General features: G+C 54.8%; 20 protein-coding genes and 1 pseudogene. 12 read left to right on the top strand and 9 right to left on the bottom strand.

Features of this window, described 5'->3' with window-relative positions:
- The 7 genes from ACTJJ1_RS05760 to ACTJJ1_RS05730 all read left to right on the top strand — a co-directional run bounded on the left by ACTJJ1_RS05760 (nucleotide 1) and on the right by ACTJJ1_RS05730 (nucleotide 12,239).
- Nucleotides 1-1,752 carry a hypothetical protein gene (locus ACTJJ1_RS05760; RefSeq protein WP_440832737.1) on the top strand — a complete coding sequence of 584 codons (1,752 nt, stop codon included), beginning with the start codon at nucleotides 1-3 and terminating at the stop codon, nucleotides 1,750-1,752.
- Nucleotides 1,752-3,182 (top strand): hypothetical protein, encoded by a 1,431-nt coding sequence (locus ACTJJ1_RS05755; RefSeq protein WP_440832735.1) that lies wholly within the window; start codon nucleotides 1,752-1,754, stop codon nucleotides 3,180-3,182. Before ACTJJ1_RS05760 ends, ACTJJ1_RS05755 begins: the two co-directional genes overlap by 1 nt.
- A 21-nt stretch (nucleotides 3,183-3,203) precedes the next feature.
- Nucleotides 3,204-5,348: a hypothetical protein gene (locus ACTJJ1_RS05750; protein ID WP_409442593.1), complete on the top strand. Its 2,145-nt coding sequence runs from the start codon at nucleotides 3,204-3,206 to the stop codon at nucleotides 5,346-5,348.
- Between the two features lie 67 nt (nucleotides 5,349-5,415).
- The gene (locus ACTJJ1_RS05745) at nucleotides 5,416-7,242 is read left to right on the top strand and encodes a hypothetical protein (protein ID WP_440832733.1); all 1,827 of its coding nucleotides are present in this window, start codon (nucleotides 5,416-5,418) and stop codon (nucleotides 7,240-7,242) included.
- A gap of 9 nt (nucleotides 7,243-7,251) precedes the next feature.
- Nucleotides 7,252-8,907 (top strand): hypothetical protein, encoded by a 1,656-nt coding sequence (locus tag ACTJJ1_RS05740; protein WP_062790880.1) that lies wholly within the window; start codon nucleotides 7,252-7,254, stop codon nucleotides 8,905-8,907.
- 10 nt (nucleotides 8,908-8,917) lie between these two features.
- Complete coding sequence (locus tag ACTJJ1_RS05735) at nucleotides 8,918-10,831, top strand: hypothetical protein (RefSeq protein WP_440832731.1); 1,914 nt, start codon at nucleotides 8,918-8,920, stop codon at nucleotides 10,829-10,831.
- Nucleotides 10,812-12,239: a hypothetical protein gene (locus tag ACTJJ1_RS05730; RefSeq protein WP_006325180.1), complete on the top strand. Its 1,428-nt coding sequence runs from the start codon at nucleotides 10,812-10,814 to the stop codon at nucleotides 12,237-12,239. The genes ACTJJ1_RS05735 and ACTJJ1_RS05730 overlap by 20 nt, the downstream gene beginning before the upstream one ends.
- Before the next feature lie 23 nt (nucleotides 12,240-12,262).
- Here ACTJJ1_RS05730 and ACTJJ1_RS05725 read toward each other — a convergent pair whose 3' ends face one another.
- Nucleotides 12,263-12,880, bottom strand: coding sequence for a TetR/AcrR family transcriptional regulator (locus ACTJJ1_RS05725; protein WP_006325179.1), 618 nt, complete (start codon nucleotides 12,878-12,880; stop codon nucleotides 12,263-12,265).
- 124 nt (nucleotides 12,881-13,004) lie between these two features.
- Between ACTJJ1_RS05725 and ACTJJ1_RS05720 the strand changes: the two genes are divergently transcribed.
- A complete protein-coding gene (locus tag ACTJJ1_RS05720; RefSeq protein ID WP_409442589.1) occupies nucleotides 13,005-14,027 on the top strand; it encodes an SDR family oxidoreductase in 1,023 nt (340 codons plus the stop codon).
- 175 nt (nucleotides 14,028-14,202) lie between these two features.
- Here ACTJJ1_RS05720 and ACTJJ1_RS05715 read toward each other — a convergent pair whose 3' ends face one another.
- The gene (locus tag ACTJJ1_RS05715) at nucleotides 14,203-15,291 is read right to left on the bottom strand and encodes an oxidoreductase (protein ID WP_440832729.1); all 1,089 of its coding nucleotides are present in this window, start codon (nucleotides 15,289-15,291) and stop codon (nucleotides 14,203-14,205) included.
- 222 nt (nucleotides 15,292-15,513) lie between these two features.
- Here ACTJJ1_RS05715 and ACTJJ1_RS05710 point away from each other — a divergent pair, with 222 nt between their 5' ends.
- From ACTJJ1_RS05710 to ACTJJ1_RS05700, 3 genes are all read left to right on the top strand, one after another.
- Nucleotides 15,514-16,587 (top strand): sugar ABC transporter substrate-binding protein, encoded by a 1,074-nt coding sequence (locus ACTJJ1_RS05710; protein WP_004944331.1) that lies wholly within the window; start codon nucleotides 15,514-15,516, stop codon nucleotides 16,585-16,587.
- Nucleotides 16,588-16,596: 9 nt separating this feature from the next.
- Nucleotides 16,597-17,844, top strand: coding sequence for an LVIVD repeat-containing protein (locus ACTJJ1_RS05705; RefSeq protein WP_440832726.1), 1,248 nt, complete (start codon nucleotides 16,597-16,599; stop codon nucleotides 17,842-17,844).
- Nucleotides 17,845-17,928: 84 nt separating this feature from the next.
- Nucleotides 17,929-18,330, top strand: a complete 402-nt coding sequence (locus ACTJJ1_RS05700; protein ID WP_202290870.1) for a VOC family protein — start codon at nucleotides 17,929-17,931, stop codon at nucleotides 18,328-18,330.
- 163 nt (nucleotides 18,331-18,493) lie between these two features.
- Here ACTJJ1_RS05700 and ACTJJ1_RS05695 read toward each other — a convergent pair whose 3' ends face one another.
- The 5 genes and pseudogenes from ACTJJ1_RS05695 to ACTJJ1_RS05675 all read right to left on the bottom strand — a co-directional run bounded on the left by ACTJJ1_RS05695 (nucleotide 18,494) and on the right by ACTJJ1_RS05675 (nucleotide 22,225).
- The gene (locus ACTJJ1_RS05695) at nucleotides 18,494-18,925 is read right to left on the bottom strand and encodes a hypothetical protein (RefSeq protein WP_440832724.1); all 432 of its coding nucleotides are present in this window, start codon (nucleotides 18,923-18,925) and stop codon (nucleotides 18,494-18,496) included.
- Nucleotides 18,919-19,518, bottom strand: a complete 600-nt coding sequence (locus ACTJJ1_RS05690; protein WP_440832722.1) for a peptidoglycan recognition protein family protein — start codon at nucleotides 19,516-19,518, stop codon at nucleotides 18,919-18,921. Before ACTJJ1_RS05690 ends, ACTJJ1_RS05695 begins: the two co-directional genes overlap by 7 nt.
- Before the next feature lie 27 nt (nucleotides 19,519-19,545).
- On the bottom strand, nucleotides 19,546-20,028 hold the full coding sequence (locus tag ACTJJ1_RS05685; RefSeq protein WP_440832720.1) for an Hcp family type VI secretion system effector: 483 nt from the start codon (nucleotides 20,026-20,028) through the stop codon (nucleotides 19,546-19,548).
- 25 nt (nucleotides 20,029-20,053) lie between these two features.
- Nucleotides 20,054-20,190, bottom strand: a pseudogene (locus ACTJJ1_RS05680) (recombinase family protein); the annotation flags it as partial.
- 619 nt (nucleotides 20,191-20,809) lie between these two features.
- A complete protein-coding gene (locus ACTJJ1_RS05675; RefSeq protein WP_440832718.1) occupies nucleotides 20,810-22,225 on the bottom strand; it encodes an MFS transporter in 1,416 nt (471 codons plus the stop codon).
- A 329-nt stretch (nucleotides 22,226-22,554) separates the two neighbouring features.
- Between ACTJJ1_RS05675 and ACTJJ1_RS05670 the strand changes: the two genes are divergently transcribed.
- On the top strand, nucleotides 22,555-22,965 hold the full coding sequence (locus ACTJJ1_RS05670) for an Exc2 family lipoprotein (RefSeq protein ID WP_440832716.1): 411 nt from the start codon (nucleotides 22,555-22,557) through the stop codon (nucleotides 22,963-22,965).
- A 111-nt stretch (nucleotides 22,966-23,076) separates the two neighbouring features.
- On the opposite strand, the gene ACTJJ1_RS05665 is transcribed toward ACTJJ1_RS05670, so the two are convergent.
- Both ACTJJ1_RS05665 and ACTJJ1_RS05660 read right to left on the bottom strand, forming a co-directional pair.
- Nucleotides 23,077-24,252, bottom strand: coding sequence for an MFS transporter (locus tag ACTJJ1_RS05665; protein ID WP_409442583.1), 1,176 nt, complete (start codon nucleotides 24,250-24,252; stop codon nucleotides 23,077-23,079).
- Entirely contained in the window at nucleotides 24,249-25,409 is a 1,161-nt protein-coding gene (locus ACTJJ1_RS05660; protein ID WP_440832713.1) for a serine hydrolase domain-containing protein, read from the bottom strand. The genes ACTJJ1_RS05665 and ACTJJ1_RS05660 overlap by 4 nt, the downstream gene beginning before the upstream one ends.
- Nucleotides 25,410-25,449: the final 40 nt, after the last annotated feature.

Genomic DNA, 25,449 nt, shown 5'->3' with positions numbered 1-25,449 from the left:
ATGTACCAGGGATATCCGGATTTTCAGCAAATTATCATCAGCGGTAGCCAAAGGTTTATCGCCACCTATCAGCAAAATGATGCCTATTTCTTATACCCGGAATCCGTCAGCATTCTGGCGGCAGACCCACTGGCCTTCTCGCTGGATATTGTCCGCAGTGTCAGCACCGACAGCATTTATGGTTGGCTGAACTTCACCACCGAACTGCAATTTGCCGGCGAGCAAAGTCTGACGGACTTCAAACAGCAATACCCGGATAAAGCCGTAAGGGTGCTGCCGGTGTTGCCCGGCAGCCTGGGGTTTGACGTGCCTATCGAGTATCACAGCGCCCTGAGCGGGCAAAGCTATGATGCCACCTGGTATTCGGCACAGTGCATCCAGTTTATTATTTTGCTGAATTCTGCCAGCACCCAACTCATTGAGAAAACGCTGCTCGATGACACCCTCGGCTTTAATGCGCGGCTGGACGGCTTTGTCGAAGGGGTATCGCCACGTCTCGCCTATGCCATCGAGTTTGATCCCCAAGCGCTGATGCTCGAGTTGGCCGCCGGGGTCAAAGGCGCACACCCCGTTGAGGGCGATCGCGTAGCCTTTGACTATGGCCTGTTGACCCAATACCTGTACCAGAATATCGCGCGGCTGCCGCTGAAAATCACCCCGCCGCTGCCGATTGACGCCCCCGAGGAAACCTTGCTTTTCAGCCAGGCGTTTCTTGATCGGCTCTGCAACCTGCTGGGTTCGCCTTACGCCGGCCCACCGGCCAGTAACGTGGCCATGATCTGCCTGAGCCTGCCGGCGCAAGGCGGCCGGGTGATCTTCAACCTGGATAGGATAGTACTTAGCCGGCGGCCGCTTTGCTTTTTGCTGGATCCTTTTGCCGCCGCCCAGCAAATTGCCAAGGTCTCGCCCGATACCATTATCCATCGCACCACTGCCCCGCCACTACCGGCGGGCGAACTGGAGATCGACGTCTTTTACGCCTTCCCGCTTGGGTTGAAAAGTAACGTCTTTATCGACATTCAGCTCACCGTGCCGGCGGGCGATATTTACCCGCTTGAGCAGACGCAAACGCAATTACTGGTTCCCGACAGCAGTCGATTGACCTTCAGGTTCCATAACAGCGCACTGGACAAACAAGCGTTCCTCTACCAAATCCGCGTTAACTACCCGAAGGATGGCGCTTATTGCACCCTGAGCAGTGAAGTGCGGTGCAGTGATAATCGCGCTCTGGTACTGGATTACGCCGCGCTGCCCTGCCGTTTCCTGACCATCAGCATCGACCCGGGGTTTACCCAGCAAAGCCGGATTGGCGGCCTTTACCACTCTGCCGGCTGGCTGCAGGAGCTGGCGTTAACGACGGCAACGCCCTATTTCAGTTGCCCGATCCTCGGTGACGATACCTATGCCGATGCGACGGCGTATTCCTTATCCGGCAGCGAGGCCGTGCCGCTCCCCATGCCAATAACCCAGGACACCACCATCGGTGCCTACAGTTTCCCGCAGTTTGGTGCACAACGAGCGCGGATCACCGCCCATCTGCCCACCGAAATGCTTAAAGCCGTGGTGACCTTTCAGCCGCAAAACGAAACCCGAACGTCGGAGCATACCTTTACCCACCAGCAGGACAGCTTCGAATATCAATGGAATGTCACCTCTATTTTTGCTGCCGGATTTCGTTACAAAACCTCTACGGGCTCATGGTCGCCCTATGTGACCGGCGATCAAACGATTGATATCAAGGGTGAAAAATAATGACTGACTTTTTGAATCCCCAACAAACGTTACAGAATTTTTTCCTGCTCGGCAGAGCCTTGGCGTTTCACGATCAAACCTTGCCATCGGAGTGTTACACCTACGGCAGCTTTACCCCGCAGGTGGTGCTGGACACCCCGGCAGGCAAAGTCAGCGCGCTGCATTTGCTGACCAGCCCCGGCGGGGGCCTTGCAACCTTTATCGCGCCAAACATGCCGGTCGATACGGCGGCGATCGAAGCCTATATCCGCCGGCATTTCATCCCGGCACCGGGGAAAATCAGCCTGGCGCAAGGCGATATTCGCCAATCGTTATTCCTGCGCTTTGTCCGCCAGCCGGAGTCAGACAGCTATAACGTCGAGTTCGAACAATCAAAAATGCCGCTGACCCACGCTGAAGCCGGCCTGCTGGACAACGCCATTCGCGGGGCCAAAAACCAGGTTTACCTGGTCACGCACAGTCAGTTCAGCGTCAGCAGCCGCGCCACCGCCAGCCTGGATGCGGACTGGGTCGCGTTTTTAACCCTGGCCTTCAACGAACAGGCGCGCCAACCGGAGGCTATCGCCCTGTTGCTCAACCAGCAGATTGACGCCGGCGTGATCACCCTGCTTGAGCAGTTTGACAATACCCCCTCGGAACAGACCCGTCAGCTGGTAAGGGATTCGTTGGTGAAAACCGCGTCGCAACTGGTCAGCAACACGTTACGCAACATCCACTCGGTGGGTGAGATCCCCAACAAGCTCAGCTATGACGTCAGCTACAGCAACAGCGTGCCGCAACGCTATTTGCTGGCGCAGCAACAAGACATCGCTGCCCTGCTCGGCCAACTGCCCGCCGACAGCATTATCACCTTTACGCCAACGCCGTTGCCGGAACCCAGCCGACCGGACAAACCCATCGAGCACCACCAGTGCCTGGTCAGCCTGGGGTTCAACCCGAACGGTTTCAACATCATGTCTATCGAACTGCGTTGGGCGGGCCAACAAACGCCGATGCAGTGGCCCAATTTCCCGCCGGTGACCTTAAAGACCGAAACGGCGGTCGGCGACATCACCCTCAAAGTGACGTTTTCCGACTACTCCAGCTATGAAAGCCAATTCGGCTGGCAAGACGCGGTCGCGCTCACCCCGCAAGACCTGGGCTTTTACAGCGTGCTGTTTGAAGCCGGGCACCTGAAGGACGGCTTTAAATCGATTAACGGCACGGCCACTTATGTCCCTGCAGGCCAGGTTAAAAAACAAAACTTCAGCTTCGCGTTTGCCAACCAGCAATGGCAGGCCAACTGGTGGATCAATGCCCATGCAGCCGGACTAAACGGCCGAATCGATTACCACTGGCAAGGAAAAACCTCGTCGCTGTTCCCCAAAACCTACGACTCTGGCCCGCAGCAGGCCACCGTCAGCCCCGTCAAACTGCAATACAACAAGTGACATAAACAAGAGGAATTCCCTATGTTAACCACCGCTTTGCAGCAATCGGTCAAGATCGCCGTGACCAAATATCTCGGCATCACGGAATATGCTTATACCTGTTACGGCGACAGTGTCGACAAGGATATTTATTACGTGGTACCGGAAATCCCGGTATTTGTCGCGAGGGGACCGAACAACCCAAGCTTTATGTTCTACAAGTATCGCGGCGAAGACACGCTAGGCGGCTATACGCAATTTACCGTCATGCTGCCGCACCCTGAATTGGACATGCAAGAGAAGATCCGCGCCCAGTTGTTTGGCAACATTCAAACACAGTTGGAGGCGAAATCCACGTTGATTGTTCAGTATGTTAAAGCGGAGCAGGCTTACGTAGCGGATCCTGAAAATCCGAGCAAAAAATCGGCTATGGACACGGCGCTGAAAAATACGGGGCTGGACGACGCTCAGGCCGCCAAATTTGTGGCGCTCTATGACAGCGGCAAAGGCAATGACCAGTTCCTCAACGAGTTAATGCCGGAAGATGCGGCTAAAATCAAACTGCTGCAACCGCGATTTACGTCGGCGCAGGCCTCGTTGATTCTGGATAACGACGGTAAATTCCATCGCCAAATCCCCACTACACTGTCGCCTTCCGGGCTGGGGGACAACAACACCGTGTTTAGCCTGTCGCTAACCGGCGAAGGCGCCACCCTATTCGAAAAAGTGCTGCAAGGTACCAATGAAAACTCAAGTGTCGCGGTGCGCTTTGACTTCAACCTGGATGCCTCCCTGCCGGCGGCAAAGGTAACGGTCAGCTACGACAGCGAGATCACCAAGTCGGTGACACAAGATATCTCCTACCACACCTGGTCGGCCGATGAGAAAAAGATCGAGCGCGAATATATCGAAAAAGGCGCCATTAGCATCAACGTCGAAATCGGCCTGACCGCAGCAGAGATGGGCATGACGCCAGAGCAGTACATTAAATGGAAAGACGGCCTGCGCGACTGGGGACAAAAACAGGTTGAGCAAATCCTCAGCAGCCAAACCGGGTTGGACATGAGCCTCGAGTTGCTTAATGACGCCGACGGCTTTGATAAATTCAAATCCAGCCTCAACCAAACCAAAAGCTTTACCCGGGTCTACGATGAGAACTCGGTGGTGTCGTTTTCCATTGCGCCGCAGGCCCAGTTGCCGTCGATCCAGTCCATCGTCGGCTCAGAACATCTGGACCAGTACTTTAAAGAGTACGATCTCAATGACCCGTTCTACCAATACCTGCAGCCCGAATTCTTTGTCACCGACGATCTGGCGAAGTATAACGTTGCCAATATCGTGGTAACTGCCGTCTACGACAAAGACAATCAGAGCACCCTGCAGTTTTCCCCGGGTGACACCAAGCCGAAAAAAACCGGCAAATGGTATATCAAACCCGAATTGGGCCGTTCATTTTCTTACTCCTATACCGTCAGTTTTAGCGGCATGCAAGCCAAGCCCTATCATTCCGGCAATATCCAGGTCAAGGATGAGTTGGTTGTCACCATTAACGTTGCGCAGTGCGGCATCGTTTATGCGGATATAGCGACGCTGCTGGATCCTATGGGTTGGAAAATCTTCAGCCAAGTGGTGGTCAAAACGCTATATTCCGATTCGGCGAACAATGTCGATAAAAAATTGGTCAGTCAGGTTGTCAAGGAGTCGTCGCCCCCCAAACCCTTTATTTATCCGATCGGCACTAAAGTCGAACAACCGATTTATTACTCCGCCGATTACTATGTCATGGATGGCGACAGCCTGACTTACGTGCCAAGCGGCATGGAAACCAACCCGCAGTTGCCTGACTATGACGGCATTCGCGGCAACCAAATCCTGATCTCCAACGCCCTGCCGAAGCAGCAGAAATACACCATTATCTTAAAGCCTACGCAGAAAGATATTTCACTGATCACCTTCGATATGACGGTGTATTACCCAAAATGGGATTTCACGCAGGCCCAATCCTTTGCCTTGACCGAGTTTGATCCCAAATCGATGACCCAATACCTGACCTTCAATCTGATGCAGCCTGAGAAAGACAATGAGGCGCAAATCAACTACACCGCCACTGTGTATTTTGGCGCCGACAATGACCAACACGAGGTCACCAAAAAAGTGACGAGCAGCATCGTGGTCGTGACGTTTTGAGGGGCTGAGGCAATCCGGGGCAAGCTCGCCTTGCCCTGTTTCCACCGTCACACATGGGAAGGTCGCTATGGACAACCAATTGGTCGTGCAGAACATCTGTTTCATTCGCGCCGACCCGGACAGGCCAATTTATTACTACTGTGCCGCCGCACCGGGTATTACCGTGAATGACGACAACCAGCCCGCCGTCCAGCTACAGATATTTAGGAACAGCAACCAACCGGCCACGGTTTACTACGCCATGTTGTCGCTGCAAACGCAGTTGGAAAGCAGCCCCGAAGCGGCACGCAAGGCCGCAGACGCCAGCCCGGATATCCCGCGCGATGCGCTGTTATTGCCGTTACAAGCCATTGCCTGCAGCGCCACGCTGGACATTCCCGGCTTTATCGCCGGTCAAACCAGCAAAACCTCATTGAGTGAGCAACAGAACTGCTATCTGCTGGCCAAATTGCCGCCGGACGCCGATATTGCGCTGTTGGCGAGCCTGATGCACGCGCCGGCCTCCACGCCGATCGCCATCAGCTACAAAATTGACTATCTGCAACAGCTCCCCCCAGCCACCTTTGAGCTGGAAGCCCGCTGGGACCAGGTTTATCAGTTCCTGCAAGAGTCGGTCGGTTTCAACCTGTTGATTTTTTCCGTCGATATCGAAGAAACCTCGTCGCGTCTCATCAGCGAAAAAGTGGTCACTGTGAAAGTCAGGGACACGGACCCCGATGGCCACTTCAAGCAGGCCGCGGCCGAACTGACGCAGATCCTGATCAGCGAATTTTTTACCCCGGTATTTGCCGAAGTCCCGCAGCAATCCAAGCCAAAGGCCGGGTTTTATCTGCAACGGCTGTCGGTTGAGGATATTGACCAACGACGTTTAAGCGGAAAACTGACTGAAACCACGGTAGTCAAACGCTCGCTTTATCCGCAGGCCTTGTTTGCCGAACTGGTCAAAGGCACCGATTACCAGGCCGACCGGGTGATCACCAAAAGCGATCTGCAGGATGATTTTTTCACCTTCCGCGAGGTGCGGGTCAATCTGCTGTCCACCGAGCTGGACGACAATATTCAGTTGGTGGTTGCGCGCCTGCGTTATGGCGACAACAACCGGCAGTTTAACTTTCGCCGCGACGATGCCGACCCAAAACTGTTTAGAGTGGCCAGCATCCGGGATCCCAAAACCGGAAAAATGCTGTGGCCGGTCGAGTACAGCTTCGTCGTTTATTTCAATCAGGCAATTGGCGGTGTGACCTCCGTCAGTTCCGACAGCCTGCAAACCGAATTGAACGATGTTTATCTGGATATAGAATCCGTTTATGGCCGCTATGATTTTGTGATCAAGGCGGCGAGCCAGTTCGACTGGAGCTGGTATCAATCGGTACTGGTCACGCTGCGTTGCCGCCATATTCAGCGGCCGAACAGCTCCATTTCGAAAAGTTACCAGATTAGCCAAACGGCACAGCAGGACAGCTACCCGGTGATGCTACCGGATCCTGATTTGTATCTGTTTGAGGTCAGCAAGGAATACAGCACCGCCACCAATTCGCCCCATATTCCCGCCGTACTGAACGAGCCGACCAGCCAGGATGTTTATCTGTTTTCAACCTTGTATCGCCAGCGCGTACTCAGGCTGTCCGCCAGCATGGACTGGCAACAGATTGCCATGGTGATCGTTTCTGTCAGCTATGCCTATTCACCCACCGATAGCCTGCAGCAGGTTTTTCAGTTTACCGAATCCGATGACGCCCCCCAGCGATTCAGCGCCGATCAAATCGACCCTGAACGGCTCATCGTCAACCTGGACATCTGGTTCACCTACCAACCGGGCCAAGGCGAGGGAAAACCCGCGTACGTTCAATCCGCAACCCGTCAAGACGATATCGATATCGCCAACCTCAATTAAGGAATCGCCATGTTATTACTCAGAGCAAGAACCGAAACCATCAAAAATATTACCTTCTTCGCCGATGACTCCGATGACAACCAGTTCTGGTATTTGCCCGGTGACATTCATATCGCGCAGCAAGGCGAAAAGCCCGTATTTTCACTGATCAAATACACCGGAGATGGCAGTGACCAACAAGGGGGATACATTAACTTTGAGGTGAATACGGCGATTGATGATGCCGTGCTGGACAGTGCCTTTAACGAGTACCTGCGCAAACTGCATGTTGATCCGAAAAATGCCCGCAAAGCTCAGGTGCCGTATGATAAAGGCACGGTCAACTTTTTTGTGCTTGATGTCGGCAGTGCCAACGGCGAGTTGATCAGCGCGCAGTGTCCCAGCCTGTTTGGCAATAACAGCGCCATCTTCAGCGCCAAACTGACGCCGGAACAGGCCGTCATCCTCGAAGCGGCGTTTAATCAGGCGCAGGCACCGGCCGCCGTGGCCTATAACCTTAGTTTTACCGGCATCACCCCGGCGTTAAAAGTCGAGGTCGAGGCCAGGTTTGAAAGCCTTTACAAAGAGTTCGATCTTAAATTTGGCGCCAATATCCCGATCCCGGTGGAAACCCCCGCCAGTTTTTGGTTGGGCTTTGACAGCGTGATCAAGAAGCTGCAGCAGGATCAAAAGTTGATCATCAAGGTGACCGAGAGCATGCCGAGCGAAGAGGAGGCGAAGGAAAAGGAATGGGCGCTGCAATTCGTTAAAGAGGAGATCCTGAAAAGCTTCTTCACCGCGTCGCTCAAACCCAATGACGACAGCAATACCCAGGCGAAATCGGCCAGCGACTCGATTTTGGATTCGCTGATTTCCAGCGGTAAAGACGGCGAAGAAGGCGGTAAAGGCGGTTTGTTCCCGAGCGCCTCGCTGGAAATAAAACTGGTGAGAATCGAAGAAACCAAGAGCCTGAATTTCAACTACACCTCGTCGAAAGCGCTCAGCCAGTCTGCGGTGCCGCAAAACTTTATCGGCAGCGACATCCTGCGGGCAAAAAAAGAACCGCCCTACTTTATTGAAGTTAACGTCAACGATCCGTTCTTCCAGAGAATCGATTTTACCGTGCTGGGGCCGGACGGTTTCGAAGAGTACGGCATCAAAGCCGCTACCTTCTCTCTCACCTACAACCAGAAAGTTTACACCGCCGAGCCCTTTGTCGCCGATGACGGAAAATGGACCAAGAACATCGCCCGCAGCCGCGACAGCAAAGAACTGTTTCAAATTCAAAGCGAGTTTGTCTTCAGGTCCGCCGCCTCTTCCGGCTGGGAAGGCCGCAGCAGCTACCAATCGCCATCACAGTCGGCTTCAACCTTGCTGAACCTGGATCCCGCAGCGGTGTTGACGTTCAACGAAATCGCCATCTTCCTCGACAGGAAATTCTCGTGGGAAAATTATAATCAGGTGATCGTCGAGTTGGACTATATCGACGATAAACTGAGCCGGAAAACCAAGAAGTACCCGTTCAGCCAAGATAATAGCGATAGCAAAACCTTTAAATATCGCTGCCCGACCGAGACCCCCTGGGTAGTTAACTACAAGATTACCTACCTTTTGGTCGGTGGTGGCACGGCCATACGCGACGGCAGTGAAAATCCGCCGGCCATCGTTATCCCGAACCTGGCCTAGGTGACTGACGATGGCCGAACATAACTCAGTATTGCCGGCGGCATGGAACGCCCTGGTAAACGCCCTGTGCCAGGAAGCGCCTTACCTGCGGACCACGCTGGCCCCCGAGATCGCCCGTTTCAGCCAGGCGCGCCTGGCCTCCGGTTGCCTGGCCGCCGCCTTTAACACCAGCCTGCTGGCCTATAACGGTTGCCCGCTTGAGTTCACCGTCTCCTCGGCTAAACCGCAGGCGCTTTCCTGCACGCTGGATCCTTTTTTGCCGCGTTACGCGGAGGATCGCGGGATCGCGGCTTTTTACCGGCATTGCCAACGAATCACCGCCGCTCCCCCGCACGCCAATGCTGAGGCCAGTTTTGACGCGGTCAATCGCATGCAGCGCGAAAGTACGCAGCCGCTGCGATTTGGCTCCTGGCTGGGGCGAAAATATGCGCCGGATGCCGTCAAGTTTAAAGTGTATTCCGAAGTGCCCGACGCGTCCGTATGGCCTGGCGGCGCGGCGGATTACCCGGTTGCCGGTTGCCAACAGGCAGGTTTGTCGTTGCTGATGGTCGGCTATTACCCGGAACTGCCTGCTTCACCGCGCGAATATTACTTTCAATGGCACAGCGCATTGATCACCCACGCAGATATTGCGGCGGTCATGGCCTTTTTCGGCTGCGAGGGATGGCTTGCAGCACTAACGCCCCTGCTGGATAGCGCACTGCAACACACGTTGAGTGACGAAGGTTTTCCACCCACCACCTACGGTTTTAGCCTGGCCTATGACCAAAACGGCACACTGGAGAGTTTTACGCTGTTCACCATCGCGCCCGGTTTCTTTGGCGATAACCAGCGGGTATTTCCTGCCGTGCAAGCGCTGTCGGCACAAAGCGGCCACACCCTGCCCTTGCTGCAACGGGCGATGGCCGCGCAGGTCCCGTTGCAGTTCAACGTGGTCGGTTTTTCGGTTGATATGCAGGGCCGTCACGGCATCAGCTGTACTTTCAGCCCGCAAAACACGCAATTCGAGGTGTTGCCACTGAGAACGGCCCCCCCAGCGGTGAGTGACGCCCGCCCCAACCTGACGGCGTTGCTTGAGCAGCAGTGCGCCAGCGGTGCCTTTATTTCCCATGTCAGAACGCCGGATGGCCGTTGGCATCGGGATGAAAATGCCTTCGTCACCGCCCAGGTATTGCGAACCCTGAAGTACACCCCACAGACCGCGCCTTATATCGAGAAGGCGCTCGATTTTTTAATCGCCTGCGAAACCCGGCCGTTCCATTTCAGCTTTTGGCCAACCGCAGCCCATCCTGCATGGATGGCGAACCAAAGCATCTGCGCAGACATTGACGACACCGCCATCATTACCGAACTGCTTTACAAGTTCGGCCGCATTTCGCTGGCGCAGCTCAGGCAGACCGTTGCGCACATGAACGCTTATCAGGTCCGCCGGGTCGATCCCCGCCTGGCGGCCGTGCAACATCAGTGGGCGGAGTGCCAAAGTTTTCATACCTGGATGAAGGACGACAATGACATCCGCCAACTGGATTGCTGCGTAAATACCAACGCACTGATCTTGCTCAATACGCTAAAGGCTGAAACCGGCGTTGTGGCACCGGCCTACCTGCGTATTCTTCAGATGCTGAACCGGGCCGTGCAGTGGTGCGGCAAGCACTACGACAGGCTTAGCACTCTGACGCCCTATTACGCTCATCCCCACGAATGGCACGTCGCCCTGGAATACGCCAGACAGCGCGGGATCCCGCAACTCACGCCCGTGATTGACGCTTTGACCCGCTGGCAACGGCCCGCCGACCGGTTGGAAAGCCCGCTTTACCGGCGGCATGACGGGCGCTTCCTTTGGACCTCGGCCTGCCTGAACCCATTCAGATCTCTGGCCCACCCCCTTCGCACTGAGGATAGCCATGAATACCTTTCTCAATGATCTGGTCACACTGAACAAAATCATTCTGGACAACGCGCGCGAACAGTTTCCAGACGCCGAGGCAAAACGGTTGCGCTATCGCGCCGCGCCGGCCACATTGGCAGAGGATCTGGCCGCAGAGGTCTGCACCGAGATCGTTTCGGGGGAAACCCGTTACCAGATCGCCACCAGTACCGACGGCACCAGTTGGAGCATGACGCTGGATTTCGCACTGAGCAGGCAGGTACCGCAAGTCCCCTATGTGGTGCTGACCTTCAGTACCTTCGGCAACGTCGATGAAATGATATTCAATAAAGTGCTGCTGACCGCCACGGAAAACCGCTACCACGCGCAGTTGGATCTGGATCGGCTGGAACAGCGCGACGCCCTGCTGCGCGCCCTGTCGGATTACGACGCGCAAACCACGCTGGTGGTGGCCATCGTCACCGATCACGGCATTCTCAACACCATTACCTCGCCTAAAATTTTCTATTTTGCCGAGAACTATTACCCTTATATTTACCAGGGCATTGTGCCGCCGCCACCGCGTCTGCAACTGATTCTCACCCCAATGCCTTACAAGGACGTGTGGTACAACTATTATCAGGACTATGTCCGCAAAAATTACCTTTACTATCTGCCGGATACCTTCCTGCTGGCCACCAATGCCGCCGACGACGACAAACCCATGCTGTCGATTTCCTTCGCCGCCGCAGAACACGCGACGTCGCTGGACGATGTCAAAGTGACCTTCGATTATTTTCTCTCGCCCAAGGTAAACCAGGCGCGCATCGCCGATGCCGCTGAACAGTTTGCGCAAACGCAGTTGGACGGCAAGCTGGCGCCGTTCGCCAATGCCGACACGCTGAAGCTGCAATTGGGCTTGCCCGATGGAAAAACCGAGGAGAAAAATGCGCTGATCAACCTGCAAAGCGGCATCGTGGATTCCTTCACGCTGCCCGCCCAACAGTTTGCGCTGATCTGGGATGCGTTATTTGACCGCTCACCGCAAAACCTGTTGCTCAAGGGCTATCTGACGGTGCAATTCGTCGGCTTTAACCCGGACAACCTCCCGGTGCTGCTCGCGCTGGACGCCAAATACCAAAGCAAAGTACGGGAATTCATCAAACAGTCCGCCCCGGTAGACATCAATAAAACCGTTGAATTCAGGAGCGACAGCGGTGCTTACGATCCCTCAGGCCCGCGTCCGATCAAGCGTATTCTGGTGAATATCGACAATCAAACCGTCGAGTTGGATAAAGACCATCCCGCTCATTCGGTCAACGTGAAGATCTCGGTATTGGAACTGATCCTCAATCCGGATAAAAAGCTGGTTTATCATTATGATCTGCAAGTCTATTACGTCGACGGGGGCATGACGCCCTATTACGACAAAACCTCGAGTTTTGAAATCATTTACGTTCCGTGAACGGCGCGCCTGCGATAGACATTTCAGGTTGCCGATGGCGCAAACAGCAGGCTGCGCAGAAACAGCATGATCAATTTGCCGGAGGGATCGGCGCCGGTGCCAGTCTTCTGCAAAGCCAGCCCATGCGCCATCGCCATAAAGGCCGCCGCCAGTTCGTTTTGATCCGCCGGCGGCGCTTTGCCCACCCGTTGAAACAGTGAACCGATCACCGCGCCGATTTTGGCCTGATGCACGTCCCAGATATTTTTGTACTCCACGGCGAAGGCCGGGCTGCGTTTCGCGTGCAACTGCAGCTCAACCGACAGCATGCACCAGTCCGCCTCCAGATTCAGGGTCGCCGCCCAAGCCTCCAGCGCCGTCAACACTCGCTCCGGGGTATCGATATCGCTTTGAGCCAACGCAGTGAGTTGCGTGGCCTCCGCTTCCATATGGCGTTGTAACAGTTGCAGCAGCAAGGCCTCCTTGGAGGCAAAGTTGGAATAAAACGCCCCCTGGGAATACCCGGCCTGGCTGGCGATATCCCGGATTGAAGTACCGCCGTAACCGCCGGCGACAAACAATTGGCGTGCGGTTTCAAGTAACTGTTCGCGGGTTTGCTGCTGGCTTTCTTCGCGGGTTAACCGCTTTTTTTCTGTCTTCATTTTCTTCGACTTTAGGCTGCTTTGGCGTCATAGATACGCATTTAAGATATCACTTGATATTTTAAATGCGCCCCACTAAATTAAGATATCATATGAACTTTGAAACTCACTTAAGATTTTAACGATGATGAACATGAAAACGGCTTTTGTCACCGGTGCCACCGGGCTGCTCGGCAATAACCTGGTCAGAGAGTTGATTGCAAAAGGCTGCCACGTCAAAGCGCTGGTACGCTCGCTGGAAAAAGGCCGCCGGCAGTTCGATTCCGTCGAAGGCGTTGAGTTGATTGCCGGTGATATGACCGATGTGGCCGCCTTTGCCGCGCATCTGCAAGGCTGTGACGTACTGTTTCATACCGCCGCTTATTTTCGCGACAACTACAAGGGCGGCAGCCACTGGCCCGAACTGAAAGCGATCAACGTCGACGGCACGGAGCGCCTGTTGGAACAGGCATACCGCGCAGGCATACGCCGTTTTGTTCATACCTCCTCCATTGCGGTGCTCAACGGTGAACCGGGCATGCCGATAGACGAAACCTGTCTGCGTCGTTCGGAGGATGCCGATGATTATTACCGCAGTAAAATTCTGGCTGACGAGGTGGTACTGGCGTTTCTGCAAAGCCACCCCGACATGAACGGCAGCCTGGTCCTGCCGGGTTGGATGTGGGGCCCCGCCGATCTTGGCCCCACGTCTTCCGGCCAGTTGGCCAATGACGTGATGAACGGCAAATTGCCGGGCCTGGTGCCGGGCAGTTTTTCAGTGGTTGACGCGCGAGATGTGGCATTAGCGATGATCCTGGCGGCCGAGCGCGGCAAACGCGCAGAACGTTACCTGGCTGCAGGACGGCATATGACCATGCAGCAACTGGTGCCGCTGCTGGGCAAAATAGCCGGGGTTCAAACGCCAAAGCGTACCTTGCCATTACCGCTGCTCTATATCATCGCCGCGCTGCAGGAAGCTTATGCCCGCCTCAGCGGCAAGCCGATATTGCTCAGCCTGGCGACGGTACGTTTGATGGTCAAAGAAGCCAACCGCTCCCATTTCAATCATGCCAAAAGCGAAAGGGAACTGGGTCTGACATTCAGGCCGGTAGAACAAACGATCGGCGATACGGTAGCCTGGTTGCGTAATAACGCCGCTGAAAGCTAATCGAACTGGGGGAAAGCCCTTTTCTCCGGTTTGGTTCAGTACCGCCACACCCCGAGCCTGAGACAGGCGGGGGCATGCAGGTTAGCCGACCGTTGAACGCATATACGCGCGATACGAGCTTCCATGGACGGATTCACGGCGTGTCCTCACCTGTAGCACTCTTAGGCGCGGCTATTTAGGCGGCTTGCGCTTCCACATAGTTCAGCGCAGAACGCAATGTGGCCTCGCTGAGCGCTATCGGCAGCAAATGAATCGACTCACCCTGCTGCAACGTGCGTGCAATCAGGCGCCGAACCTGCTCGTCATCGTGAATGTCCACCGCCAATGCGGCCAGGCTTACCGGCAGATCCAACCGCCGGTAAAGCGCGATCAATTGCGTCACGGTTTCCCATTGCTCCAGCAAGGCGCTTTGCACCAAAATGCCATAGGCTACCTTGGTGCCATGCAGGAAAGCATCGGTCTGCGGCAAGGCGGTCAGGCCGTTATGCACCGCATGTGCCGCCGCAATGCGGGTGTAACGATCCCCCAACCCGCCCACCAGGCCGCCGCCGGCGATAATCGCCTCCAGCACGTTGAGGAAAGGTGCGCTCAATTGCCCATGCGCCAGCGCCTGCAACGCCGCTTCGCTTTCGGTGAGCAGCACGTCGCGCAGGGTCAGCGCAGTATTCAGACCCAGTTGCACGGTTAACGGCAAGCGTTCCGGTTGCGGGCTCAGCACCGCCGCTTCGTACCATTTCGCCAGCGTATCGCCAATGCCCGCCAGTAAATACGCCTTCGGCGCACGCAAGATAATTTCCGGCTCCACCAGGACCAGATGGTTTGCATCGTTGAAAATTTCGTAGCGCAGCGCCTGACCCTGCTCGTTATACCAAACCGAAAGCGGCGTCCAGGCGGCGCAGGTTGCGGCAATGGTCGGGATCGCCACCACCGGCAGCCCCAGCCGGCGCGCCACCACTTTGGCGGTGTCCAGCACCGCGCCGCCGCCCAGGCCAATCACCACCTGCCGATCCGCCCCCGCCTGTTGCACGATGCTTTGCACCGTACTTTCGCTGCAATGACTGTTGAACAACACCCTGCGGGCTTTAGGCGCGTCAAACACCTCAGGCAGCCAGGGTTTGGCGGCCGCCAGCGCACGCTCGCCATAAATCCACAGCGCGTTATCCAATTGCTGCGGGGAATAAAACTGCGCCAATCGGCCAATCGCACCGGGGAAAGCAAAATAGTTGGCGGGGCCGGCGACCACGCGAATGTGGGTATCACTCATGCTCAAGTCCTTATTTTGTTTGCTGTTGCCATCATAGAGACGGGAAAGCCGATGACTAATACTGTTTTGCATTAGCTTATGATTTTTCGTTCATTGTCATCCGCCCGGCCGCCGTGGAAACTGGCTGCCTCAATTCATGCCGGTAAAAAAAACCATTCCAATGGTGACGATGAATTGTCCTCCCGTTTTTTAATGATGCTTAACCACGCAGGGTAAAACTTAATGAAACTGTTCAACACCTCATTACTGGCGTTAAGCCTGTTCGCCGTGTTTCCCGCTTTCTCCGCCCCCACTGCCGCACCGGTTCCTGCGGCGATCGCCAACCATCAGGGCCCGATCCGCATTGCGGTGATCCGCAATCTGGGCTCGGACGACAATACCACGCAGTTCGTCACCGGGGCGGTGCAGGAAGGCCGCAAACTGGGGTTTCAGGTCAACACTTTCCTGACCAACGGCGATGACGCCAAATTCCAGGACTTCGTCAATCAGGCGATCAGCCAGAAATACGACGGCATTATTCTGTCGCAGGGGCGCGATCCATACTCAACCGCTCTGCTCAAGCGCATTGCCGACAGCGGTATTGCGGTGGCGGCCTTCGATACCGCGGTTCAGGGCGAGATCCCGGGCGTTACCGTCAGCCAGCAGGACGACGCATCATTAACCGATCTCTCCTTCGGCCAACTGGTGAAAGACTTCGACGGCAAAGCCAACATCGTCAAACTTTGGGTTGCGGGTTTCCCGCCGATGGAGCGGCGCCAGGCGCAGTACCAGAAACTGCTGCGCGACCAGCCCGGCATCAAAGAGCTTGAGTCTATCGGCGCGGTGTCTTCCGACGTTCAGGGCGATACGGCCAACAAGATCGGCGCAATCCTGGCCAAGTACCCCAAAGGCAAAATCGACGCCATCTGGGGAACCTGGGACGCCTTTAGCCAGGGCGCGTACAAAGCGTTGCAGGAAAATGGCCGCACCGAAATCAAACTCTACAGCATTGATATCTCGAACCAGGATCTGGCGCTGATGCGTGCCAAGGGCAGCGCCTGGAAGCTCAGCGTGGCGGTCGATCCCAAGCTGATCGGCGCCGTTAACCTGCGCCTGGTGGCCAACAAAATCGCCGGCGAGAAAACCCCGGCAACCTATGAGTTTAAAGCCGCCGCCATTCCGCAAGCGCTGCTGCTGAGCCACCCGGAAGCCACCAACGTCGCCTCGCTGGCCAAGGTGATCCCTGGTTGGGGCAAATCGGACGATTTCGTTGCGCCGTGGTTCGCCACGCTTGAAGCGCAACAGGCTAAAAAATAAGGAAGGTTCATGGCATCGCAACCGCTTCCCCAACCCGAATACAGCCGCAACATGCGGCTGATTGGCCACAGCGACCAGGGCGGACGGCCCGATGGCGTACAGGTGATGGTTCACCGGGGCTACGCCTACATTGGCCATATGGTGTCGCAGGGGTTTTCCATCGTCGACGTGCGCGACGCGAAAAATCTGCGCGCCGTCGGCTTTGTCCCTGCGCCGCCCGGCACCTGGAACGTGCATTTGCAGGCGCATGACGATTTGCTGTTGGTGATCAACGCCCGTGACCTGTTTGCCGACGCCCGTTTTGCCGACGAAAAGGTCTATTACACCCGTGCCATCAGCCAGACGGTGTCAGGCAACGACGCCCGCGGCTGGAGCGCCGGGGTACGTATTTTCGATATCTCCACGCCGGAGCGGCCACAGGAAATCGGTTTTCTGGCGCTGGAGGGCATCGGCGTGCACCGCATCTGGTATGTCGGTGGGCGATGGGCATACGTTTCCGCCCTGATTGACGGCTACAGCGATTATATTTTTCTGACTGTCGATCTGGCGGACCCGCGCAACCCGCAAATCGCCGGGCGCTGGTGGTTGCCGGGCATGCACAGCGCCGGAGGCGAGACGCCAACCTGGCCGGAGGGCAAACGCTACGCCCTGCACCATGCCATTATCAGCGGCGACACCGCTTACGCCAGTTGGCGCGACGGCGGGCTGACGCTGTTGGATATCCGCGATCGCAACCAACCGCAGCTTATCGCCCACCGCAACTGGAGCCCGCCCTTTGGCGGCGGCACCCACACCGCGCTGCCGTTGCCGGAGCGGGATCTGCTGGTGGTGCTGGATGAGGCGGTGCTCGACAACCAGGAGGACGGCGAAAAGCTGATCTGGCTGTTTGATATCCGCGAGCCGGCCAACCCGGTAAGCATCTCCACCTTCCCGCAGCCGAATGAACGGGATTATGTCAGCAAGGGCGCGCACTTCGGGCCGCATAATCTGCATGAGAACCGCCCCGGCAGCTTTGTCAGCTCGACGCTGATTTTTGCCACCTACCAAAATGCCGGCGTCCGCGCCTACGACATCAGCAACCCTTATCAGCCGAAAGAAACCGGCGCGCTGGTGCCCGCCGCACCGCGGACCATGATGGATAAACGCCCGGGCCGCCCGCAGGTGATCCAGTCCTGCGACGTGTTTGTCGACGCCCAGGGCATTATCTACAGCACGGATTACAACGGCGGTCTGTCCATTATCGAGTATCTGGGGTGAAAATTGGCCGGCGCAATGCCGGCTTTTTGTCTGTTTGAGATAGTATGAATGAACAGGCAATAGACCCCGGAACAAGGAGAGAAGATGTTTAGCCATATCACCGTAGGCGTCAGCAATCTGGACAAGGCCGCAGAATTTTACGATGCCATTTTGCTGCCGCTGGGATTAATACAACGGCCGGTAACGCCCGATGGCGGCCCTGCCGCGCGTTGTTGGGTAAAACCGGGGCTGACTTTGCCGCGATTTTACGCCTACGAGCCGTATAACGGTCACCCCGCCAGCGCAGGCAATGGCAGCATGGTGGCATTCACCGCCGACAATGAGAATCAAGTGCTGGCAGCCTATGCCGCAGGCCTGGCGGCCGGCGGCAGCGCCGAGGGGGAACCCGGCGAGCGTGCGAATTACGGTAAAGGCTATTTTGGCGCTTACCTGCGCGACCCGGACGGCAACAAGATCCATATCGCCTATCGCGGGGACTTGCTGTGATAAAATGTTCTGTGAACATTAGGGTTTGCAAGCCGGAAGCCGCCAAAATTTTTCCACTATTTACTTCAGTGTTGCTCAGTCAAATCATGTGAAAAATCTTGAAGCATTTAGGACATAAAGTACGTCTATTGAGACGTACTTTAAATTATAATAACCTGGGTTTTTATTCTGAATTGGATTCATCCTCAGAAGTGTATGTATCCTCAAAAGGATCTGTCCACTTATAATCATTATAAAATAATGTTGCTATATCACCAGTATCCCATAGTAGTGTTCCTCCTCCACTGGAGGAAATCTTCCATTTGCCACGAGTATTGTTGCTAAACTCAATGATTCCCTTAGCATAACAGGGGGAGTAACGTTCATGAACATTGAAATTTAAAGGCACAGGATATGCTTGAGAAAAGAATTCCCTCACATCTTTCTCTGTGATTTTAAACGCAAGGCAACCATCCCTCACATTTATCGACTCATCTTCACTTTTTCCTGTTTCATTAACTTTAACTTCTACTATTGTTCTGGGTGCTGTATGGGCTGCAAAAGCCACATTTATGGTAAAAATCACACCCAACATGGAAAATATTTTTTTTACCATCGGGCTGTGCCTGCTTCTGTCTTAACTTTATACGATACTTCAGGGTGTCTAAATATTTCAGTCATTGATACTTTCAATGTGTCAGTAAGTTCAGCTATAAGCCATCTTAAAGAGCTGTTTTGTGCATCATTTATTTTTTCATAAACAGCATTCTCCCCCTCGCCTGAAGTAGGTTTTCCCACAATTTCTACCCCCAGTGAGTCAAAGTTAGCAGGATATCTTTCCGGATATGGCTTCTTCTGTTCTAAGCGAGAGAGTTGTTTATACTTATTCAGTAATGGTTTTATTGTGGAAATTTCTGAAGGTGTGCATGTCTTTTCCATGTAACATCGGGATCTTATATTACCGACATGGTTGGTGACTTTAAATACAGAAGCTGTCTGATAAATAGCCCCATCTTTATCAATCAGAAAATGAGCTCCATTTGCACCTGTATTTTTATAACTATTAAAAGAACTTTCTGCTGTGGAGCCTCCCGTTTGATGTACAACAATCCCGTTCACTTTATTCAGTTTTCCGCGTTCTATCGTACTGAATCGCTTTACAATAATGCGCTCCGCATCCACTAAACCATTTTTATCAACGAATAACATTTTTATCCTTCCTTGTATTACCAATAGTTAGATTACTGTATTGGCTTTAATGTCATATCCTGAGGAAACGGTACCCGCTGTATTTCCCTCTGCATTCTGCAAAACATAATCCATTGTTACTCTGGAGAAAGCCAGGCTTACCGCCTCGCGCGGTGCGCGCATGGTTTGACAGTAAACCGGATGCACCCCGGTGATAAGAATCTCCTGAAGCGTAATACGCAGATATTCCAGAGGAGAGCCTCCGGCTTTTCGCATAGTCAGAACCGCTTCGGGAATATGTTTTCCGGTCAAGCAATACTGAAGAAGGTTAGAACTTGATTTGTCGATATAGTGTTCAAAATGGAGGTCCTCAACAGTACATTTCCCCGCACCGCCACCACTGCCAGAATGCATATTCGAAGTCTGACCAACAGACCAGTCCCAGTTAAGTACTTCAATTTCTCCTGTATGTGTGGAATCCTGAGATTCACCGTCGATACCATTAAATTTTATAAAAATATCCTGAGCCATCCGTCTTCCTTATATATAAAATAACTTACTGTTTTTCTCCACCACGGCTAAGTGTCAGATAGACGTTTGGGGTGATACTGAAAACAGTTCTGACAGGTCACTGATAGAATGTTCCCCCCTCCTGTACATGCGACATAATTCCTGTTGCTGCTCTTTGCTTACGCTGTAGTTCGCTCGTACCAGGCATCAGCATTTTGAATATTTCCGTCTACATACTCCTATGTGATTTTTTATAACCAATTACAATATTTTACTTATTCCGCCTTTGGTAATATCAGACAAAAAAAACATTCTGTAAATATGTGTTTTATTGAGTAAGATCACAATTTAGAAGATGCGACAATACGAAAATACCGTTCCGCAACATTATTTAGACTGCTGCACCGCCACCCATAGATGTAAGGAATAAAAAGACACTTAATGATAAATACGCAACCAGATCCCGTAATTTTCCCCTCTTTTTTTCTGGGAGCAATTCGATACTTTTTTAAAGATAAGTGCAGAAAGAATCATACAGGTTATGAATATTCGACAGCCGCTAAACTTCAATGTTTCGAATTACCGATCATCTAATATTTCTATTTTTACTTTGGATTGAAACCTCCCATCTGGGCACTTACACCAGTGTCCGTGAAACCTATATTTTACTGTCATGCACATTTCTAAAAACAGCAACCACATTCTGTTTTTCTGGCGACGGAAATTTTTTTGGTTCCGGCTTACAATCCCCGATTACGTATTTCTAACAGTATTGCAAAGAAGGCGTTTCCCACTGGGTTTCTTAACGCGCCGAATAGCGGACCCTAAGCGCCCGGCCGCCGAGGGCAATGCCCAATGCGGCCAGCGCCAGCAACGCCGCCGCGCCGTAGGTGAAATGCATACCCACGGTCACGGCGGCAGCCTCGGCGACGTTGATATCTGCCGTGTTCGAGGCAAACATAAACAACGCGCCCATGGCGGAGGCACCGGTGATCAACCCAAGGTTGCGCGACAGGTTTATCATGCCGGAAATCAGCCCGCGCCGCTCGGGGGTAGCGTCTTTAAGCAGCGCGGTATTATTGGCGACCTGAAACAACGCATAGCCAAGGGTGATCACGCAAAGCGACGCCACGTACCCCAGAACCCCTTGCCTTATCGACATCATCGACATGGCACCGGCGCCGGTGGCCAGGATAATCAAACCCACGGCCGTCATCTTTTGCGCCCCCAGCTTGTCCACTAACCGGCCGGCCGGCACGCCGACCACCGCAGCGGTAATCGGCCCTGCCGACATCGCCAACCCCGCCTGCTCAACCGCCAACCCCAGGCCGTGCGTCAGGTAAAACGGCCCCACTACCAGCGTAGTCATCATTACCGCCATCACCAGCAGACTCATCGTTAGCCCGGCGCTCAGCCCCGGCTGACGGAACATAGCCAGGTGAATCAACGGCGATACAGTGCGGTTCTCCACCCAAACAAACAACCCGATCCCCAATGCGGCACACAATAGCAGCAGCAGATTAAGCCAACCGAAATCGCCGCGCCCCAGCGTCATGGAGAGCGCATAGCTGGCCAGCGTCAGCCCAAGCAACAAGGTTCCGAGGTAATCAAACCTGGCCCGCTCCTTTTGCGGTGCCTGAGCCGGAGCCGGCAGGTAACGGTAAGCAAGAATAAACGCCAGCAGACCCACCGGCAGATTGATCAGAAACATCGCCCGCCAGCCAAAACCAAAAATCAGCGCGCCCCCCAGCGAAGGTCCGAGCGCAGTCCCGATGGCGGACATAGTGCCGAGCAGCCCCATCGCCCGGCCGGTGTTGTCTTTACCCAGGGTCTCGCCCACCAATGCCATGGTCATCGCCATCATGACTGCCGCCCCCAGCCCCTGAGTAACCCTCGCTGCGAACAGCAGCCCGATGTTCGGTGCAACAGCGCACAGCGCAGACGCAAAGGTAAACAGCGCGGTGCCCGCCAGCAGCAACCGCCGCCTGCCAATCCTGTCGCCCAGACGCCCCAAAGCGATAATTGAGGTGGTGATGGCCAGCAGATAGGCGATCACCACCCACTGTACCGCCTGGAAAGAGGTGTTGAGCGCCTGTGCCAGCGTAGGCAAACCGACGTTGGCGATGCTGGTGCCCAGCGACGAGAGCAGCATCGAAAGAGAAAGACTGGCGAGGATCCACCTTGGATCTGCGCCGCCGGATTTAACTGTAAACTTCATGTTGCTGCCTCCTGAAAGAACCTGTCAGCAGCCTATGTCATCACCTGATAAGGCGGAAGACGCAGCAAATGCAGTTTATCAGTGCATCTGACGCCATATCTGGGTTGCGGTAACCTGGACTGGATATAGGCATCATATTTCCCGAAAGCAATTCTTTCCCGGATATAATTAGCGCACTATAAAACAGACTAGCAACAGAATAATAACTCAAATAAATAGAGCGACGTTGCAATTAACTGCCTCCCTGTATTTATTGACGAAAATAAAAGGGTTCTGTTAGCATTATTTTCGTATCCTCGCTCTATTTGAAATTATCAAAAGGAAAGGTAATGGAATGCAATAAAAGAGTGAATGCCAGCGCGTTGGCATTGGGTTGCCTCATGTTGGCCGCATGTGCAGCAAAAAGCCCTGCCGAAAAACACGCTTCACACTATATTTACCAAATCTCAAACGAAAACGATTCTCAAATCAGGACGTTGGTTCAAGACAGCATCAAGGCCAGCACGCCGACGTTTGATCAGTTCTACCAGCAGGGCAAATGCGACCGCAACGCCCATTTATCCCTGGCGGAGGCCAAAACAAAAGCCGATTATTTATCCAGCGAAAAATTTAAAAGCCAACTTGAACTTAATAACATCGTATTGAATAAAACCTACAAAATTGATCCCAATCAAAAGATTTATACTGTCTTTACGCAAGAAGCCACGGGCGCTTATTGGGATGGTTATAACGGTTTATAATAACCTCCCCTCGCCAGTAACATGCAGGGGATTAATCGCCACCGTGGGTATTCACAGCGGCGATTAATGATTTATCCTGCTTCCGTACTCACTGCGCAGTAATAACCATGATCACGCCATACCCTCGCTCACCGCAGCCGTTCTCCGTGGGTAAATCCCGATCTTGACCGCAATCGTTATTACCGCCAGCGCAGCGAACAGCCCACCGCAAAGAATACTGCCCTGCAGGCCCAACGCATCGATAAACCACCCGCTGACCACCGAACCGACCGCCACGCCCAAATTGATAAAGGCGATATACAGCCCGGTAGCGAACTCGGGTGCCTGTGGCGCTTCGGATGTCAGCCAGATCTGGGTCACGATCAGGCCGCTGGTGTGCGCTGCGCCCCAGAACAGGCAGAGCGCGATCATCGGCCCCGTCTGCGCGCTGCCGTAGCGGTACAGCAGCAGATAGGCGACCGCCAACACTATCGGGTGCAGTAACGTAGTCGCTACCCGGTTCCGGTTCAGCAACTTACCGGCCAACAGGTTACCGGCTACCCCGCCTGCGCCAAAAATCACCAGCAGGATACCCACCATCGGCTCGCGAATGGCGGTTTGTCGGCTCAGGTATTCGGTAGCGTAGGCATAAACGGAGAACATGGCGGCAAAAATCAGCACGCAGGCGGCAATATTCAGCCACAGCGCGCCGCTGCGCAATATCGCCAACTGTTTGCCGTAGCTAAGTTTTTGCGTGGCGGCGTCGGGCAGGCGGAAAAATAAGCCGACGCCCGCCAGCAGGTTAACCAACGCGCAGAACAGGAAAGAGGCTTCATAGCTGAACTGACCGGCGATCCAGTGGGTCAGCGGGATCCCCAGCACCATGCCCATACTGGTGCCGATAAACGCATAGGCCGTCGCCCGGGTCACCTGCTGTTTGGGGTACAACGACGCCGCGGCCACCATCGCCAGCGAAAAATAAATCGGGTGGAACAGCGCCGGCAGGATACGCAGGATCATCAGGGTGCTGAAACTGGCGGCATAAGCCGACAGTACGCTGACCGACGAGAACACGGCCAGCGAAATCAACAGCATTCGCTTGCGGTTGAAGCGCGAAGCCAGCAGCACCAGCAACGGCCCCAGCAAGGCGATGGTCACGGCAAACAGGCCGACCAGCCACCCGGCCTGCGCGGTTGAAACCCCGTAGCGCGCAATGATCAACGGCAAAATGCCCACCACGCCAAACTCGATGCAGTAAACGCCGAACAGCCCCAGCGCGATGAAAAAAATCGGCGGCAGGATCTTCATCGCGGCTCTCCCAACCCGTCATACACCGCCTGGCACAGCTCGCCGACAAACGCCCCCGCCATCCCCTCGAGCGCCGTATTGGTGAAGGCCACCACGCTGAGTTGCCGGGCCGGATCGACAAACCAGGAATGGCCGTAGGTGCCGCCCATACGCCAGGTGCCGATCGATTCCGGCGTCTGCGCCGCCTGCGGATCTTTCAGCACGGTGATCCCCAGACCAAAGCCGCGCCCCGGCCAGAATGGCATCGGCAGATCGCCTATCTGGTTGCTGGTCATCGCCGTTACCCACTCCGTTGGCAGCAGCGGCGCGCCGCCCTGGCGCAAGGTTTCCAACAGCAGCAAGAAATCTTCGGCGGAGCCCACCATGCCTGCGCCGCCAGAGGCATAGGCGCCAGCCTCTAACGCCCGGGCCGGCGACAGGTTAAAACCGGCCGTATCCTCGATAAAAGGCAAACGATCGGGTTGTTGCAACGGCCGGGGTTCGGGGTGGTGGTTGGCATAAGCCACCGTCAACCGCTGTGCATCCGTGGCGGTAAAACCGGTGTCGTACATCGCCAGCGGCCCGGTCACCAACTGCGCCACCGCCTCCGCTAACGGCAAGCCGCTGGCCTGCTCGATCACGGCACCCAGCACGTCGGTAGCAATCGAATAGCGCCACTCGGTTCCCGGTGCCGCCAACAGCGGGGCCGAAGCAATGCGCTGCAGGTTCTCTTGCAGGCTGAGCCGGTCATCATCCATCCCGTCGGAGACGCCCGCCTGGGCATAGAACCCCTGTTCCGGCTGGAAAAACCGGTAACTCAACCCGGCGGTGTGGGTCATCAGATGACGCACCGTCATTGGCGGTTCGCGCCCGTCGGCGGTGCGAGGCCGGAAAGCTGGCAACCAGCGCGTCACCGGGTCCTCCAACCCCAAACGCCCTTGCGCCATTAACACCAGCGCGGCAGTGGAAACGATAGGTTTGGAGACCGAGGCCAGCCGGAACAGCGCGTTGGCAGCCATTGGCTTGCCGGCTTCTCGGTCCGCCATGCCCGCCGCACGGCGATAAACCTCTTCACCGCCCTGCGCCACCAACACCACCGCCCCAACCAGCCGTTTTTCTTCCAGCGCCAGATCAATGGCCTTATCAATAGCCTGAGCTGCCAGCTTGTATTCACTCATGGGTCACACTCCAGTAGACAGTCAATTCTGTAGCTACCGA

It is taken from the genome of Serratia sp. 22264, from assembly GCF_052045345.1.
Classification (GTDB): Bacteria; Pseudomonadota; Gammaproteobacteria; order Enterobacterales; family Enterobacteriaceae; genus Serratia; species Serratia plymuthica.
Note: the sequence above shows the minus strand (reverse complement) of the source record. Positions and strands in the feature narration are given on the sequence as shown.